This is a genomic window from Amycolatopsis sp. La24, from assembly GCF_029087445.1.
Taxonomy (GTDB): domain Bacteria; phylum Actinomycetota; class Actinomycetes; order Mycobacteriales; family Pseudonocardiaceae; genus Amycolatopsis; species Amycolatopsis nivea.
The window spans coordinates 83,971-100,234 of sequence record NZ_JARACH010000019.1; the positions used below are offsets into that span (position 1 = coordinate 83,971).

The window sequence follows — 16,264 nt, forward strand, 5'->3', positions numbered from 1 at the left end:
GCTCAGGCAGGCGGCCAGTTGCACAGGGCCGCGTCGGCGACTTCCTGCAGTTCTTCTCGGGTTGCGCCGCTTGCCGCTTCGACGGCGATTCCGAACGCGACCGTCATGACGTAGCGGGCCAGCCGTGCCGGGTCGGCACCTGGCGGCAAATCGTGTTCATCGATGGCGCGTCGAAATCTCTTCTCCAGGGCTCGGCGCGCGGCGTTTCGCCACTCTACGAGCAATTCGCGCGCGGGGTGGCCTAGTTCGCCGGCAGCCAATGAGCCTTGGACGCCCAGGCAGCCGGGCGGACAATCGGGATTGGTGGTCGCTCGGACGGCGCCGTTGAGTATCGCGGCGGCCACCTTGGCGGCAGTCGGCTCGGCCCAGGCTCGCGGGCCGTAGGAAGCGGGGCCTTCGTCGTAGAGCGCCAGAGCCTTGCGGAACAACTGCTCTTTGTTGCCGAAAGCCGCGTACATGCTGGTTTTTGTGATGCCCATGGCCCCGGTCAGATCGGCCAGACTGGCCCCTTCGTAGCCCTGCTCCCAGAACACCAGCATGGCGCGCCGGAGCGCCTCGTCGGCGTCGAATCCGCGCGGTCGGCCGATCTGCGCCTTGTCCTGAGTGGTCACCTCGCCAGCATACCCCTTCAGTACCGATCGGTTCAGAAGTGCTACGGTCGCTTTAAGTACCGATCGGTACCGAATAATTCGGAGGTCAGCAGTGGGACAGCTCGAGGGCAAGACAGCGGTCGTCACCGGCGGAAGCAGCGGGATCGGCCTGGCCGCGGCCGAACGGCTCGCTGCCGAGGGCGCGCATGTCTTCATCACCGGCCGGAGTCAGGGCGCGCTGGACGAGGCCGCGAAGTCCATCGGTTCGGCCACCGCGGCTGCGGGTGACATCGCCGATCTGGGCGACCTCGATCGGCTTTACGACGCGGTTCGCGCCCGGGACAAAGGACTCGACATCGTTTTCGCCAACGCGGCGGCGGGATCTTTTGCGAGCCTGGAGGAGACCACTCCGGAACACTTCGATCAGGTCTTCACCACCAACGTTCGCGGCACGCTCTTCACCGTGCAGAAAGCGTTGCCGCTGCTCAACAAGGGTGCATCGGTGATCTTGAATTCGTCAGTGCGCGCCGATGACGGTCTCGTGTCGTTCGGAACGTATTCGGCGTCGAAAGCTGCCCTCCGTTCCTACGCCCGGACTTGGGCGAACGAGCTGAAGGACCGCGGCATCCGGGTCAACGTGGTATCGCCCGGCACCATCGACACGCCGGTGCTCGAGAAGGCGGTCGGCGCGGACAAGGTCGACGAGGCTCGGGCGAGTTTCGCGGCACGGGTTCCGCTTGGACGGATGGGAACGCCGCGCGAGGTTGCGGACGCCGTGCTGTTCCTCGCGTCGGAGCAGAGCAGTTTCATCCTGGGCGCGAACATCTACGTCGACGGCGGCGAAAAGCAGTTCTGACCAGCGTCAGCGCGGGGACAACGGCGTTCCCGCCGCTTCACAGTAGCGCGAAGGCTATACATGCGTGTAGCGTACTGTTCATGCGTATAGCGAAGATGTCATGACCGACCCCGACGACCTGACCGCGCGTGCCCGTATCCGCGACGCGGCGATGCGGCACTTCGGCGAGCACGGCTTCGAGCGCGCCACGATCCGCGGCATCGCGGTGGAAGCCGGGGTGTCACTGGGATTGGTGCGGCACCACTTCGGGTCCAAACAGGCGCTCCGCGAGGCGTGCGACGCGCACCTGATCAAGCTCCTCCGCGAACTCAACGACCAGGTGCCGGACGACCTGGCCACCAGCGTCACCGCGAATCCTGTCGCGGCGGCGCGGGTCGCTGTCGGGCCGTACCGCGACTATCTCGTCCGGGCGCTCGTCGAGGGCGGCGTCGCGCCGTTGTTCGACGAGATGGTCGAACTCGGCACGAACCGGCTCGTCGCCGCTGATCGGCAACGGACGGATCCGCCGACAGTCGAGCCCAAGGTCCGTGCCGCGATCGGCACCGCGATGGCGTTGTCGATCACCGTGCTGCACCAGCACATTTCCCGTGCGGCGGGCATCGACATCCTCAGCCCGGCTGGCGACAACATGCTTGCCCGGGCGCTGATCGACATCTACTCGCATCCGCAGCTCAGCCTCGAGGAAGCGCAGGCGGCGCTCGACCGCCTGCCCGCGGAAGGAAACTGACATGCCGCACGCGACGATCCCCCGCATCCCGCCGCTCGAACTCGACGAGATGGATCCTGATCAGCAAAAGCTGGCGAAACTCGGTGCGGAAACCGTGATCCAGGTTCTCGCCCGTGCGCCGGAAGTGATGCAGGCGTCCGGTGCGTTGGGCGCTTACCTGTTGAGCCAGGGAAAACTGCATCCGCGGATCCGCGAGCTGGCGATTCTTCGCGTCGCGCTGCGGTGCGACGCACCGTACGAGTGGGCCAACCATGCGCCGGCCGCGCTCGGCGGCGGCGCGACGGAGGCGGAAATCGCGGCTCTCTCCGATCCGGACGCCAGTTGGCCGCCCGAGGACGACGCGGTGCTGCGTGCCGTCGACGAGTTGTGCGCGAATGTCTTTGTGTCCGACGAAACCTGGGCCGCTCTTGCTGCGACTCGCGACCATGCCGAGATCATCGAGATTCTGTTCCTGGTCGGCTACTACCGGATGATGGCGGGGTTTCTGAATTCCGCGGGCGTTCCGGTGAAGCCTGGGCAACCGGCACTCGGCGATCCTCCGGTGCCGGTGGCTGTCGCTTCTCAGCAGGTTTGGCCCGCCAGCGGCGAAACCGGCCCGGATGGCAGCTGGAAGATCACGTTCACACATCCGGCGGGGAGCAAAGACCTGCTCCTCGAACTCGCAACCGACGGCACCAAGGTGTCCGGTTCCATTTTTGACACTCAACTGAAGGTCACGGTCCCCATCGTGTCGGGGACGGTCGACGGCCAAGAGGTCGCCTTTACCGCGCTGGTGACTGATCCGGCGCGCTTCGAGGTGAGCGTGACCGGCACGGTTGACGGGGATCTGTTCTCCGGCTCCGTCACGGTGTCCGGTGGCGGTACCTTTCCGCTGACCGGGGTTCGGGAGGTCAGTCCCAGTAATTGAACAGGGCTTCGCCGACGGTCGATGGTTTCCAGTACGCGACGTCGGACCGCATGAGGTGTGGCCAATCTTTGGCGACGAAGGGCCGATCGAGGTCGGCTGGCGTGAGCACTTGGAACTGCTCTGTTTGCGCCAGCACCGCGATCAGGTCCGGTTCGTCGACGAACTCCAGCGGGCCCCATTCCCGCGCTGGCGTGAAGTCGAACGAGCGGGGCCGAGCGAGCGCGATCACCGGTGCGTCGTTGGCGGCGACGACCGAGACCGTGCGGTCGGGATACTCGATGACGGCTTGCCAAAAGTTCGGCGTGACGGCCGGGACGCGGAAATCGGTCAGGGTTCCGCCGGTGCTCCGGGCGAAGTCGTAACAGAGACGGCGAACCTCGCGAACCTCGACCACCGCCGCATTCTACGCGGCCGATCCCCCGGCGGTGGACGCGGAATTGCGGCGGGCGAGGACGGGTGGTCTTCTTGGCTCAAGATCGAAAGGTGAGCCGCCATGCCGTACGCGTACACATTCGACCAGATCCGCGACCGGCCGGTCACCGTGTTCGGTGCCGGGACGCTGGGCAGGCGCATCGCGCTGATGTTCGCCTCGCGCGGCGGGACCGTGCGGATCAGCGACCCGAGCGCCGAACAGGTCGCCGCGGCGGCGGAATACGTGGCGGAAGCGTTGCCTGTCCTGCTGGAAAAACGCGGCAGCGGCGAAGTCGGCCAGGTCGAGGACGCGGCGTCGATCGAGGACGCGCTACGTGACGCGTGGCTGGTCGTGGAGGCGGTGCCAGAGCGACTGGACATCAAAATCCCGCTGTGGGGCCAAATCGACGAAGCCGCGCCCGCCGACACCATCTTCGCGACGAACTCGTCGTCGTATCCGTCGCGGATGATGGCCGAGAAGGTGCGCGACAAATCGCGGCTGTGCAACATCCACTTCTACATGCCACCGACGGCGAACGCGGTCGACCTCATGTCCGACGGCGAAACCGGCCGGACCGTGCTCGACACGCTGCTCGGAGTGCTGCCGGAGTTCGGCATTCATCCGTTCGAGGCGCGAAAGGAAAGCGTCGGCTTCATCTTCAACCGCGTGTGGGCGGCGATCAAACGGGAATCGCTGGCCGTCGTCGCGGAGGGTGTCGCGCGGCCGGAGGACGTGGACGGGATGTTCAAGATCAACTGGCATCTGCCGTACGGGCCATTCCAGATGATGGACCAGGTCGGCCTGGACGTCGTGCTGGACATCGAAAACCATTACGCGGACGAGAATCCGCACCTGTCTGCCGGGCCGCGGGACCTGCTGCGCAGCTACGTCGACGCGGGGAAGCTCGGGATCAAGACCGGCGAGGGGTTCTACACGTACGGCTGAATCACGGCAGCACGACGTCGACCCGCAGCCCGCCGTCCGGCACCGCGACCGCGGACACCCGACCGCGGTGTGCGGTGGCTACCGAGTTCACGATCGACAAACCGAGGCCGGCTCCGTCGCGATGGTTCAGGCGTTCGTCGGTCAGCCTGCGGAACGGCTGGAAGAGCGAATCGACTGCCTCGGCAGGCACGCGGTCACCGGAGTTGCGGACGCTCAGCGCCGGTTCGCCGCCGACGTTCACCTCGACCCACCCGCCGGGCCGGTTGTACTTGATCGCGTTGTGCACGAGGTTGGCGATCATCCGTTCGAGCAGGACGGGATCGCCGGGCACCGTGCGCTCGGCCGAGTGGTGGCGCAGGGTCAGTTCGTGCTCGGTCAGCTGATCGCCGTACCGGGTGACGACGGCGTCCACCAGCTCGTCAAGCCGGACCGGGACCATGCCGGGCAGTCCGCGGTCGGCTTCGGCCAGCACCAGCAAGCCCTCGATCAGCTGCTCGTTGCGTTCGTTGACGACGAGCAGCTGCGCCGCGAGCCGCCGCACGTCCTCTCCCCCGCCGGTGACGATCGCGACCTCCGCGAGCGTCCGCTGCACCGCGAGCGGCGTGCGCAGCTCGTGCGACGCGTTCGCCGCGAATCGGCGCTGACCTTCGAAGCCGGCCGCGACGCGGTCGAGCATTCCGTTGACCGCTGTCGAGAGGACCCGCAGCTCGCGCTCGGTCTGGTGCGGCGGCATGCGCTGCCCCAGGTTCCGCGGCCCGAGCTGGTCGATGGTGGACGAAAGATCCAGCAACGGCCGCACCACCCACGACACCACCGGGCGCCAGCTGCGGATCGCCAGAATGACGACGAGGGCCAGCGGCAGGAACCACAAGATCGTGCCCAGCGGGTTTCGGCAGGCGGTACCGCGCGGGCAGAACGAAGTGTCCACGTAGGTCCCGAGCACCATGGAGACTCCTTTGCCGACTGGGTACGCCAGGACCAGCGCGACCAGCAGCCCGCCGAGGAACACCAGCTCGATGCGACCGCGCAGCGAGGCTCGGGCCCGTTTCAGGTAGCCAAACGGTAGCCAGCGCCGGGAACCGTGTGGACTATCGGCGGCGGGCCGAGTTTCTTCCGCAGCGTCATGACCGTCATCCGCACTGTGTTCGTGAACGGATCGGCGTGTTCGTCCCATGCCTTCTCCAGCAGCTCTTCCGGGCTGACGACCCGCTCCTCGGCCCGCAGCAGCACCTCCAACACGGCGAATTCCTTGGGAGACAAGGACAACGGCCGACCGTCGCGCGACGCGAACCGCTTGGCTGGGTCCAGCTCGACGCCCGCGCCGTGCAGCACCGGCGGCAACGAGGGTCGTGCTCGCCTCGCCAGGGCGTGCACCCTGGCGACGAGTTCGGCGAACGCGAACGGCTTCGTGAGATAATCGTCCGCGCCGAGACCGAGCCCTTCGACCCGGTCGCGAATACCCGCCGCGGCGGTCAGCATCAGCACCCGGGTCTCGCTGCCGTCGCCGGCGATCCTTCGGCAGATTTCGTCGCCGTGCACCCGCGGCAGGTCTCGGTCCAGCAGCACGACGTCGTACCGATGGACGGCGACGCGTTCGAGCGCGGCGTCGCCGTCGTAGCAAACGTCGACTGCCATGCCGAGGTGCCGCAAGCCCTCCGTGACGGAGTCGGCCAGCATCCGCTCGTCTTCGGCCACGAGCACTCGCATTCAGCTTCTCCTCACGAGCGCCAGTACAACGCCGAACGGATAAAGACCGGATAAACGCCGATCTTAACTGCCCGGGACCACGCGCTGACTAGACCTGCGGGATGATCTTCGCCGGGAAACGCGCGTCTGGTGCACGGGTCGCAGGGACAGGCGGCTCTGTCGCGAGATTCTGGTCCGCCGTGCGATTTCCGCGCAGGACACAGCGCGAGCCGAGTGTGCGAGCCCGGTCCCGTGCACTGCTCGAGCCGCGCGCTCTTGGCCGATGCACCTCGCCGGTCAGACCACTCAGCCGGGTTGCGGTGGCCGCGTCCAGTTTCTCGTCCGGAGCAGGCACAGGGAGCGCCGGACGGCTCGAACCGTCTGGATTCTTGGCGCAGCCTAGGCTCCTTGGGCCGTTCGGATTCGTGGCGTGGCTCGGATCGATCGCACGGGCCTGGCCTGACGCACGAGTCGCTGGAAAACACGCGCCAGCCCCGAAGGCCGCCGGAAGACACGCGGCTACCTCTGCGCTCCCGAGAATGCGCGCCTTTACCGCGAGGTCTTCTCGAGCGAGCGCGTCTGCCGCCGGTCTCGCCGGGAAACGCGTGTCCACACCAGCGTTCGCCGGAAGAAGCGCTTCCGTCTCGGCGCGCTCCGCGAAACGCACCTTGGCTGCGCGGTTTCCCAGACGCGGAGCGCCTGCTGTTGGGCTCGCTGGATCGGTCCTGGTTTCGCTCGGAGCGTTCGGCGCGGGCGCGACGGTGCCGCATGATCCTGTGCTGTCCGGAACCGTGTTCAGCGCCGTGCGCTTCGGCCATGGCCGCCTGCTGGCGACTGCTGTTCTCTATCTCGGCATTTTCCTCCTGGTATCAGCTTGGGTCCGATTAGGACACTCCGCGCGTGCTGGGCAGGCGGACGCGCGAAAGATCGTGCGGACCACCTGGATGTGGTGCGCACCGCTGCTTTGCGCGCCGCCGTTGTTCAGCACGGACTTGTACACGTACCTCGCACAGGGCGTGGTGGCACAGTCCGGGTTTGATCCCTACACCCGCGTTGCGGCGAACTTTCCGGGTCCGATCACTGACAATGCGGCTGGCGGCTGGCTGCGTATTCCGTCGCCTTATGGGCCGTTGCATATCCTGATCGTGAAAAGCGTCCTCTCGGTAACTGGTGACAACGTGATTCTCGGGGCGCTGCTGACCCGCCTTGCCATGACGGCGGGTTTGGCGCTGATGTGCGTCGCTGTGCCGATCTTGTGCCGACGACTGGGCGCGCGGCCGGAATGCGCACTGTGGATGGCGGCTGCGAACCCGTTGACGGTGCTGTGCGTGGTTTCAGGCGGGCACAACGATTTGCTGATGATCGGGCTCTTGAGTGCGGGCGCGGCGTTGGTGATCACCACTGTACCAGGGTTGGGGTTCGTCTTGGTAGCACTTGCTGCGGCGGTGAAAGTTCCGGCTGCGGCGGCGTTGCCGTTTCTCTGGTGGGAGTGGGCACGTCGTCGATCGGGTGGGCAGTTTTCCGTTCGTGGCTACGGATTCACGCTCATCGCCGCGATGTCCATTGTGGTCGTCACGATGGGTCTCTGCAGTGTCTTCGCCGGGGTCAGCCTCGGGTGGATTCGTGCGTTGAGCGGAAATTCGGAGCTCGAACCGTGGTTGTCGGCCTCGACGTCGGCCGGGAAGATCGTGGGCTTACTGGCAGGCGATCCGGCGGAAGCTGTTGCGGTGAGCCGGATTGTGGGATGCGTTGTGCTCGTGGTTGTGGTCGCCTGGTTGTGGTGGCGTTCGCGAGCGGGTGGCGGGCGTGCGGTGCGCGGAGCTGCTGTGGCGCTGTTTACGACTGTTGTGCTGGCTCCGGTGGCGCTTCCCTGGTATTTCACGTGGCCGTTGGTTCTGGGAAGTGCTGCTGCGTGGCCTCTTTCTGGGGTCGCCGCTGCGGCCGCTGCGTCCATGTGGTTGGTGGTCAGCACTCATCCTGATGGCAAGAGTTTGTTGCCACCATGGGGGTTTGGGGTGCTAGCGGTGGCGTCGGTCGCCGTGGGCGTGCTGACTGCGCGCGGGAAGTTCGCACGGTTGGGTGATGCCGGGGCTGGTAGAGTGGTGGCATCAACCTTCGAAGGTTCTTCTTTACCCATCAATGGATTTCTTGCCATTCGTGCGCGTCTGTGTGCCGGCTTGAGTGTGGCGTTCAAGGATCGTGACCGTGTTGCGGTTACTGCACCGCGGTCTGCCGTGGCGGTGATCGACAATGCTGAGGGGGTGCCGGCCTGGCTTCGGGCGGACGGATGGGGCTGCGAGCAGCGGGCGGATTGCAAGGCGGGCGACGAGCAGTGTGCAGAGAGGCGGATCGGCGACAAGCGGCGAGTGGACAGTCAAGCCATCGACGGACGGTGCGCAGGCTGCAGGATCGAGGACAGACGACGGGAGGACAGCGAGGACAGCAGCGAGCGGCGCACGGACAGCAGGGGCGGCGATGAGCGGCCCACGAGCAGCAAGGTCGGCAATGAGCGGCGCACGAGCAGCTAGGCCAGCGATGGACGGCCGCCGGGTAGCTTGACTGACAATGGGCGGCAGCCGGACAGCAAGGCCGATAATGGGCGGCAGCCGGGTAGGAGGGCCAGCGGCAAGCGACGCGTGGACAGCCGCACCGGTAGTACGGCAAGCGACACGTGGACAGTCGCACCTGTAGTAGACGTGCGGACAGTCGCACCGGTAGTAAGCGGCAGCCAGGCGGCGAAACCAGCGTGCGGGCGGCCCGCGAAATGCTCGACGACCCGCGCCACGGCGAGCAGCGAGCAGACAGCCGAACCGGCAACAAACCGCAGCCAGACAACGAAACCTGCGACAAGAAGCGCGGAAGAAGGAGGTGCGAAGGCAAGCAGCGGCCGCACAGTTGGGGCGGAAGGGAGCAGGTGAAAGGTGGGACGGAAGGGAGTAGGCGGAGGGCCCGGCGGTGTGGGCATGACCGCCGCCGAGACCGATTGCTGGGGAGCTCAGCCGGGCGTGGCGCGACCGTCGTGCTGGCACGGAAGAGCGACGACGCTGAGCATGGCTGGCTGAGCACGGGTTCAGGTTGTGCGTGCGCTCAGCCGGGCCAGGCTCCAGGGAGGAGAGTCAACGAGAAACAACCGCCGGCTCAATTCAGCGAAACCGCGACTTCTTCCAGTGCGTCCATCGACGTCTGCATTCCGCCCTCCATACCGGATTCCAGGATGGCGTCGCGGAGTTCCTTGGTGTGCGTTTCGGTCAGCATGGTCACTGTGGTGCGGCCGCCCGATTCGGCGAACGTCACGGTGACCACGGGGGCTTCCACGTCCTCGGCACCGGGGGTTTCGTAGACCTCGGTGTGGACCAGGCGTTCGTTGGGCGTTATCTCTCGGTACTCGCCGTGAAAAGCGACCTCGAAGTTGCCGTTCGCCAGCATCACGTAGCGCCATTGGCCGCCGACGCGCAGGTCGATGTCTACAGACGTCACGGTGCCTCCTTTGCCTGCCCACCAGCGTTTCACCAGCTCCGGCGTGGTCCAGGCGCGGTAGACGTGCTGTCGCGGGGCGGCGAAGTCGCGGGTGATCAGGATTTGGTCGTCAGCGGGCAGCGTCACCTTCGCGGTGCCGGTCGTCGTGTCGGTCATGGGGTTTCCTCCTCGGTCGTGTCCATTTCTTCCAGCACGGCGTCCAGCGAGGCGAACCGTTCCTCCCAGGAGCGTTCGTAGCGGCGTACCCAGTCGTGGATCGGCTTGAGGGCGCGGCCGTTCAGGCTGTAGAGGCGTTGCCTGCCCTCGTCTCTTACCTCGACCGCGCCTACCTCGCGCAGAACTCGCAGGTGCTTCGACACTTGCGGTTGGCCTAAGCCCAGCACGCGGACCAGGTCGTTCACTGGGCGTTCGCCCTCGGCTAGGACGTCCAGGATTTCCCGGCGTCGTGGTTCGGCGACGGCGTTGAAGACGTCCGCGGTGGTTGCTGCCCGTGCCATGCGGCAATCATATGCCGATATGGGTATGCGTCAAGAGGCTGGACGGGCGCGGACGTGGAAGCGTTCTCCTTGCGGGCCGAACAGGGCCAGGACCTCGCAGACCTCCTCCCCCGCGTTGCCGAACCAGTGCGGGACGTGGGTGTCGAACTCGGCGACCTCGCCTGGTCGGAGGATCACGTCGTGTTCGCCGAGCATCAGGCGCAGCTGTCCGGACAGGACGTACATCCACTCGTATCCCTCGTGGACCCGCTGATCCGGGGGTTCGGGCGAACGTTCTGGCGGGAGGATCATCTTGTAGGCGCGCAGGCCGCCTGGGCGACGGGTGAGCGGCAGGTAGGTCCTGCCGTGCCGGACGAAGGGTTTCGGGTGCAGGCGCGGGTCGCCGGTCGGGGGTGCGCCGACCAGTTCGTCCAGCGGGACCTGGTACGCGCGGGCCAGGGCCAGCAGCAGCTCCAGGGTCGGTTTGCGCTGGCCTGCCTCGAGGCGGGACAGGGTGCTCACCGAGATGCCGGTCGTTTCCGAGAGGCCGGTCAGCGTCGCGTTGCGTTGTTTGCGCAGGGCGCGCAGCCTCGGGCCGACCGCGTGCAGGACGTCGCCCAGGTCCTGGTCGTCTTCGCTCATGCCGTTCAATTTGCCACTTCGGCAAAGAACTTTGTCAAGTCGGCGCGTTCTCCGGATAGTCCGTGGCACGGGGACTGACAGGAGGATCCAGTGGACGAGAAGTACGACGTGGTGGTGGTCGGCGGCGGTGCGGCCGGGCTCAGCGGAGCGGTGGCGCTCGCTCGGTCGCGGCGGTCGGTGCTGGTCGTGGATTCCGGCGAGCCGCGCAACGCGCCGGCCGGGCACGTGCACAACTATCTTGGCCGCGAGAGCACGCCGCCCGCCGAGTTGCTCTCGCTCGGGCGCGCGGAGCTGGCAGGGTACGGCGGCGAGGTCGTCTCGGCGACGGTGACCTCGGTTGCCAAGGGGGACAACGGGTTCGAGATCTCGCTGGCCGACGGGCGGCGCACGCGCGCGCGGCGGGTGCTGGTCGCGACCGGCCTCGTCGACGAGCTTCCCGACGTCGCCGGGCTGGCGGCGCGGTGGGGGCGCGACGTGCTGCATTGCCCGTACTGCCACGGCTGGGAGGTCCGCGACCGTGCGGTCGGCGTGCTGTCGACCGGTCCGATGACCGTGCACCAGGCGTTGATGTGGCGGCAGCTGACCGACGACGTGGTCGTTTTCCGGCACACGCACGGGGATTTCGACGAGGCTCCGCTACTGGCTCGCGGGATCCGGATCGTGGACGGGGCGGTCGCCGCGGTCGAGGCCGAGGGCGACCAGCTGACCGGGGTGCGGCTCGAATCGGGCGAGGTCGTGGCGCGCGAGGCGTTGGCGGTCGCGGCGCCGGCCAGGACGCGGGCGGACTTTCTCGCGCCGCTCGGGATCGAGCCGGAACCGGTGGAGTTCAACGGTTTCGTGATCGGCACGCGGGTTCCCGCGGACGCGGCTGGGCGGACGTCGGTGCCCGGTTTGTGGGTGGCGGGGAACGTCACGGACATGCGGGCGCAGGTCGTCGTGTCCGCGGCGGCGGGGTTGATGGCCGGGGCGGCGATCAATGGCGAATTGGTCGAGGAGGAGGCCGCGGAGGCCGTGCGGCTGCGGGAAATGCCGTTCTCGCATGAGATGGAGAGGGAGGTTGCGCGGGCTAACGAGCGCCTCGCCGAGGACCGGGAGGGCGCACGAGCCGACGAGCACCAAGCCAAAGACCGCGAGGGCGCGCGAGCCAACGACCACCGCACCGAGGAGCGGGACGGCGCGCGAGCCATCGAGCGCAACGCCGAAGACCGCGAGGGTGCACGAGCCGACGAGCACCACACCGAGGACCAGGAGGGCGCGCGAGCCGACGAGCGCCACACCGAAGACCGCGAAGGCGCACGAGCCGACGAGCACCACACCGAAGACCGCGAAGGCGCACGAGCCGACGAGCACCACACCGAAGACCGCGAAGGCGCACGAGCCGACGACCACCACGCGGAGGCACCGCCGTTCGACCGGGCTTCCTGGGAGGAGCGGTATCGCTCGCAGGACGGAATGTGGAGCGGACGGCCGAACGATCAGCTCGTGACCGAGGCTCGCGGTCTCGAACCGGGGCACGCGCTGGACGCCGGTTGTGGCGAGGGTGGCGACGCGCTGTGGCTCGCGCAGCAGGGTTGGCGCGTGACGGCGGTCGACTTCTCCACGACGGCCATCGAACGTGGACGCGTGCAGGCGGCGAAGCTCGGGGTCGCGGACCGGATCACGTGGGTTGCGGCGGATTTGGGTGAGTGGGTGCCCGAGTCGAAGTACGACCTGGTGACGTCGCATTTCCTGCACATTCCGTCGGCGGCTCGGACGGTGGCGTTCGCGCGGCTCGCGGACGCGGTGGCTCCGGGCGGCACGCTGCTGGTGGTGGGGCACGACCCCGCGGATCATCACGCCGGGCGGCCGCACATGCCGGACATGATGTTCACGGCGCAGGAAGTGGCGGAGACGTTGGATCAGTCGTGGGCGTCGGTGGCCGCGGACAATCGTGAAAGGCCTGCGGTCGGGGCGGAGATGGTGGTTCGGGACACCGTGCTGGTGGCTCGGAAGAGGTGACGGCTCCCCCGGTCTGGTTACGGGCAACCCTGCCAGACCGGGGGTCGGCCGCAGCTGGGTTGCTGAGGGGTGGCGTGAGGCAGCGCCGTCATGTCGGGGCGAGGTCGGCGGGGCTCGCGCGTCCGCATCGGCAGGCGCCGGGGTCACCCGTTGACCCAGCATGAATCAGGCGTGGTGCACGGATTCCACGGTGCACAGGTGCGGATCGCTCTCGGCCAGGGCCAGGGCGGCGGACAGGTGGTCGCGGCATTCCGGGGCGGCGAGCATGGCCTGGAAATCCTCGGCGCTCGCCCACTGGGCGTAGTTCACCACGCGGGTGCCGTCGGTGCTCGCGTGGATGTTCGCGGACACGAAACCGGGCCGGTGGCGGATGACTTCCTCCGTCGCCGTCGTCAGGACCTCGACGAGGGCCCGCTGCTTTTCCGGGGCGACGGTGAAGACGTTCACCAGGGTGGCGACGTCGGCGTCGGTGCTGATGGTGGTGAGCGGCATCGGATTCTCCCTATGACAGGTTCCTGACAAAGTTCATTATGTGTAAGGTTCCTGTCATGAGTCAAGAGACGACGCGGCGGCCGGGGTACCTCGTGAAGCGGGTGCAGCAGGCGTTCCGGCAGGCGTCCGACGAGCTCTTGCGGCCGATCGGGCTGTCGATGGCGCAGTACGCGGTGCTGGCGGCACTGGCGGAGAACCCGGGGGCGTCGTCGGCTGAACTCGCGCGGCATTGCTTCGTGACACGGCAGTCGTTGCGGGACGTCCTGGCCGGGCTGAAGACGGCCGGGCTGGTCGCGGTTGCCGAGGAAGCGTCGACCGGGCGGGCGCGGCCGGTGCGGCTCACGGCGTCCGGCGAAGACCGGCTGAGCGAGGCGCATCGGGTGGTCGACCAGGTCGAGGAGCGGATGCTCGCCGGGATGCCGGAGGACGAGCGGCATCGGCTGGCTGAGCTGTTGAGCATCTGTTCGGAGAACCTGACGCCAGGGGACCGATGAGTTTTCGCTGCCCCGCCGGTCTACCTCGTTATCGAGCACACGAGGAGGACCCATGGGCAAGGTGTTGTGGCACGTCGCGATGTCGCTGGACGGGTTCGTCGCCGCGGACGGGCATGCGATGGACTGGATGTCGGGCATGCGCGTCACGCCGGGGGTGCACGAGGAATCCATCGCGCGGATCGGGGCGATTCTGGGCGGGCGGCGCGGGTTTGACGCGCTCGTCGCCCGCGTGCCCGGGGAGGTCGCCAGGCAGCCGTATGGCGGAGCGTGGAGCGGGCCGGTTTTCGTGCTCACCCATCATCCGGAGGACGCTCCGGCTGAGGACGGGGTGACGTTTCTCGGTTGCGACGTCCTGGAGGCGGTCGAGATCGGGCTCGCGGCGGCCGGCGGGAAGGATCTTGAGCTGCACAGCCAGGATATCGCGCGGCAATGCGTTGAGCTGGGGATTCTCGACGAGTTCCAGGTGCATCTCATGCCGGTGATGCTGGGCTCCGGGGTGCGGCTGTTCGACAATCCGGGCGGGAAACCGGTCCGGTGGGACCGGGTGCACGACGGGGATCCGGCGCTGGCGGTCGACCTGCGGTACCGGCCCGCCGCGCGACGCTGAATCCCGGTCAGCGGGACGGATCGGCCTACTAATGGCGTATGGCCTCCAGGGGGTTATTGGTCTATACCATTTGGACAGGGGTTTACCGCCCCTCGGTCCTCACCGTGGAGGTTCCACCTATGCGTCTCCCCTCCCCCCGGAAACTGGCGGCCGCGCTCGGCGGGTTGCTGGCCGTAGCCGGACTCGCGGCGCCGCCGAGCACCGCGGCCGCGGCGAGCGGCTCGTCGATCGCGCTCGCGCCCTATGTGGACATGGGCGCGTGGCCGTCGCCTGTGCTGTCTTCGATGTCCCAGCAGAGCGGAATCAAGAGTTTCACCCTCGGCTTCGTCACCGGAGCTGCTTGCAAGGCCAGCTGGTTCGCCGCTTACGACCCGCGCCAGGGCTGGCAGTCCGACGAAATCGCGAAGATCCGCGCGGCAGGCGGAGACGTCAAGGTCTCGTTCGGCGGTGCGTCCGGCGTCGAGCTCGCGCAGGCTTGCGGGGACGTCAATTCGCTGGTCGGCGAGTACGAGGCGGTGATCAAAGCCTACGACCTCAAGTACATCGACGTCGACATCGAGGGCGCGGCGGTCGCGGACCCGGGTTCGATCAAACTTCGTTCACAGGCACTGAAAAAGGTGCAGGACGACAATCCCGGGCTCAAGATTTCCCTGACGCTGCCGGTGCTTCCGACCGGGCTCACGTCGGACGGGCTGAACGTCGTGACCTCGGCGCGGGACGCGGGCGTCAATCTCGATCTGGTGAACGTCATGGCGATGGACTACTACCAGGGCTCCGGCGACCAGGGCGCCAAGGCGATCCAGGCCGCGCGATCCACGCAGGCACAACTGAAATCGGCGCTCGGACTGTCCGATGCGGACGCTTGGCAGAAGGTCGGGCTCACGCCGATGCTCGGCGTCAACGATTCGCAGAACGAGATCTTCTACCAAAAGGACGCCAGCGCCGTGGTCAGCTTCGCGCAGAGTGTCCACTTGGGAATGCTGTCGTTCTGGGAACTCGGCCGGGACGCGAACGCGTGCAGCGGGCCGCTGTACCGGTGCACGAACATTTCCCAGCAGCCGTACGAATTCTCGAAGATCTTCGCCGGGTACTCCGGCTGAGGAGAAACGGAGCAGCCCGGGCCCGGCGCGGGACCCGGGCTGCTTCCGGCAAGGAACTCAGGGCAGGTAGTACATCGGGTTCGGCAGCTTCACCGGGCGGTCCGCGTAGCCGCCTTCGAGGTCGCTGAACTGGTCGCCGAGGTTGAGCACGATGTGCGCGCCAGTCGACTGGATGTGCGCGCGGGTGCCCGATTTGTACTGGACGGTGGTGCAGGTCAGCCCGCACGGCAGGTAGTCCGGCGGGGTGGTCTTCGGCTTGAAGTACGCGCCGGCCGGGGTCGGGTAGCCCTCGTTGGCGAGGTTCTTGAGCGACTGCGGGCCCTGCTTGTCGTTGCGGCCGGTCAAGAAGTAGATCCGCACCCCGCGGTCGGCGGCCCACTTCGCCAGTTCCAGCACCGGCTTGTTGGCTTCGAACGTGCCGTCGTCGATGGCTTTCTGCTGCTTCACCGGGTCGAAGCCGAAGTCGTTGTCGGCTTCCCAGCCGTAGGTGATCTCGGACGTGTCGTCCACGTCGAGCACGATCGCCGGGTTCTTCACCTTCCCGAGCTGCTGCTGCAGGTACCGCTTCGCGTCGGCGACCACGCGCTTGGTGTCGGTGACGAACCGGCTGGTTTCGGAGTAGTGGTGCTTGCCGGACGCGTCGAGCCAGTCGCCGTAGTACGCCTTGACGTCGTTCTTCACCTGGCCGATGTTGGCCGGTTCGCGGCCGTGCGCGGCGGTGACGGCGTCGGACCCGGCCAGCGCGGTCGCGCCGCCTGCGACGGTGGCTCCGATGGCCGCGGCGGCGGCCAATTTGACGAGAGCGGGAAAACGAGACACAGCGACCCTCCAGTGATTATTCGCCAACCCGCAGAA

The 16,264-nt window shown here is 67.3% G+C and carries 18 protein-coding genes; 9 read left to right on the forward strand and 9 right to left on the reverse strand.

Annotated features, from left to right (window positions below; translation table 11 throughout):
* Positions 1-2 precede the first annotated feature (2 nt).
* Positions 3-611, reverse strand: coding sequence for a TetR/AcrR family transcriptional regulator (locus tag PUT80_RS19700; protein WP_037811843.1), 609 nt, complete (start codon positions 609-611; stop codon positions 3-5).
* A 91-nt stretch (positions 612-702) separates the two neighbouring features.
* Between PUT80_RS19700 and PUT80_RS19705 the strand changes: the two genes are divergently transcribed.
* From PUT80_RS19705 to PUT80_RS19715, 3 genes are all read left to right on the forward strand, one after another.
* The gene (locus PUT80_RS19705) at positions 703-1,446 is read left to right on the forward strand and encodes an SDR family oxidoreductase (protein WP_275293059.1); all 744 of its coding nucleotides are present in this window, start codon (positions 703-705) and stop codon (positions 1,444-1,446) included.
* Between the two features lie 100 nt (positions 1,447-1,546).
* Positions 1,547-2,173, forward strand: coding sequence for a TetR/AcrR family transcriptional regulator (locus tag PUT80_RS19710; protein WP_275293060.1), 627 nt, complete (start codon positions 1,547-1,549; stop codon positions 2,171-2,173).
* 1 nt (position 2,174) lies between these two features.
* Positions 2,175-3,080: a carboxymuconolactone decarboxylase family protein gene (locus PUT80_RS19715; protein WP_275293061.1), complete on the forward strand. Its 906-nt coding sequence runs from the start codon at positions 2,175-2,177 to the stop codon at positions 3,078-3,080.
* Here PUT80_RS19715 and PUT80_RS19720 read toward each other — a convergent pair.
* The gene (locus PUT80_RS19720) at positions 3,064-3,474 is read right to left on the reverse strand and encodes a hypothetical protein (RefSeq protein ID WP_275293062.1); all 411 of its coding nucleotides are present in this window, start codon (positions 3,472-3,474) and stop codon (positions 3,064-3,066) included. The genes PUT80_RS19715 and PUT80_RS19720 overlap by 17 nt on opposite strands.
* Before the next feature lie 99 nt (positions 3,475-3,573).
* On the opposite strand from PUT80_RS19720, the gene PUT80_RS19725 reads away from it, so the two are divergent.
* Complete coding sequence (locus PUT80_RS19725) at positions 3,574-4,437, forward strand: 3-hydroxyacyl-CoA dehydrogenase family protein (RefSeq protein ID WP_275293063.1); 864 nt, start codon at positions 3,574-3,576, stop codon at positions 4,435-4,437.
* Between the two features lies 1 nt (position 4,438).
* Here the strand turns inward: PUT80_RS19725 and PUT80_RS19730 are convergent, their stop codons facing one another.
* Positions 4,439-5,446 carry a HAMP domain-containing sensor histidine kinase gene (locus tag PUT80_RS19730; RefSeq protein WP_275293064.1) on the reverse strand — a complete coding sequence of 336 codons (1,008 nt, stop codon included), beginning with the start codon at positions 5,444-5,446 and terminating at the stop codon, positions 4,439-4,441.
* 38 nt (positions 5,447-5,484) lie between these two features.
* A complete protein-coding gene (locus PUT80_RS19735; protein WP_037811855.1) occupies positions 5,485-6,144 on the reverse strand; it encodes a response regulator transcription factor in 660 nt (219 codons plus the stop codon).
* 518 nt (positions 6,145-6,662) lie between these two features.
* Between PUT80_RS19735 and mptB the strand changes: the two genes are divergently transcribed.
* Positions 6,663-8,651 carry a polyprenol phosphomannose-dependent alpha 1,6 mannosyltransferase MptB gene (gene mptB / locus PUT80_RS19740; protein WP_275293065.1) on the forward strand — a complete coding sequence of 663 codons (1,989 nt, stop codon included), beginning with the start codon at positions 6,663-6,665 and terminating at the stop codon, positions 8,649-8,651.
* Positions 8,652-9,261: 610 nt separating this feature from the next.
* Here mptB and PUT80_RS19745 read toward each other — a convergent pair.
* Genes PUT80_RS19745 through PUT80_RS19755 form a run of 3 tightly spaced genes read right to left on the reverse strand, consistent with a single transcriptional unit; the run spans position 9,262 to position 10,718 of the window.
* Positions 9,262-9,756 carry an SRPBCC family protein gene (locus PUT80_RS19745; RefSeq protein ID WP_037811858.1) on the reverse strand — a complete coding sequence of 165 codons (495 nt, stop codon included), beginning with the start codon at positions 9,754-9,756 and terminating at the stop codon, positions 9,262-9,264.
* Entirely contained in the window at positions 9,753-10,097 is a 345-nt protein-coding gene (locus PUT80_RS19750) for a metalloregulator ArsR/SmtB family transcription factor (RefSeq protein ID WP_134669912.1), read from the reverse strand. Before PUT80_RS19750 ends, PUT80_RS19745 begins: the two co-directional genes overlap by 4 nt.
* A gap of 30 nt (positions 10,098-10,127) precedes the next feature.
* Positions 10,128-10,718, reverse strand: a complete 591-nt coding sequence (locus PUT80_RS19755; protein WP_063697878.1) for an XRE family transcriptional regulator — start codon at positions 10,716-10,718, stop codon at positions 10,128-10,130.
* Between the two features lie 90 nt (positions 10,719-10,808).
* Here PUT80_RS19755 and PUT80_RS19760 point away from each other — a divergent pair, with 90 nt between their 5' ends.
* Positions 10,809-12,716, forward strand: coding sequence for an FAD-dependent oxidoreductase (locus PUT80_RS19760; protein WP_275293066.1), 1,908 nt, complete (start codon positions 10,809-10,811; stop codon positions 12,714-12,716).
* A gap of 165 nt (positions 12,717-12,881) precedes the next feature.
* Here the strand turns inward: PUT80_RS19760 and PUT80_RS19765 are convergent, their stop codons facing one another.
* The gene (locus PUT80_RS19765) at positions 12,882-13,208 is read right to left on the reverse strand and encodes an antibiotic biosynthesis monooxygenase family protein (protein WP_134669914.1); all 327 of its coding nucleotides are present in this window, start codon (positions 13,206-13,208) and stop codon (positions 12,882-12,884) included.
* 56 nt (positions 13,209-13,264) lie between these two features.
* On the opposite strand from PUT80_RS19765, the gene PUT80_RS19770 reads away from it, so the two are divergent.
* From PUT80_RS19770 to PUT80_RS19780, 3 genes are all read left to right on the forward strand, one after another.
* A complete protein-coding gene (locus tag PUT80_RS19770; RefSeq protein WP_275293067.1) occupies positions 13,265-13,702 on the forward strand; it encodes a MarR family transcriptional regulator in 438 nt (145 codons plus the stop codon).
* Between the two features lie 52 nt (positions 13,703-13,754).
* A complete protein-coding gene (locus tag PUT80_RS19775; RefSeq protein ID WP_275293068.1) occupies positions 13,755-14,309 on the forward strand; it encodes a dihydrofolate reductase family protein in 555 nt (184 codons plus the stop codon).
* Between the two features lie 119 nt (positions 14,310-14,428).
* Positions 14,429-15,409, forward strand: coding sequence for a chitinase (locus PUT80_RS19780; protein WP_275293069.1), 981 nt, complete (start codon positions 14,429-14,431; stop codon positions 15,407-15,409).
* A 57-nt stretch (positions 15,410-15,466) separates the two neighbouring features.
* Here PUT80_RS19780 and PUT80_RS19785 read toward each other — a convergent pair whose 3' ends face one another.
* Positions 15,467-16,228: an HAD family acid phosphatase gene (locus PUT80_RS19785; protein WP_275293070.1), complete on the reverse strand. Its 762-nt coding sequence runs from the start codon at positions 16,226-16,228 to the stop codon at positions 15,467-15,469.
* Between the last annotated feature and the right edge of the window lie 36 nt (positions 16,229-16,264).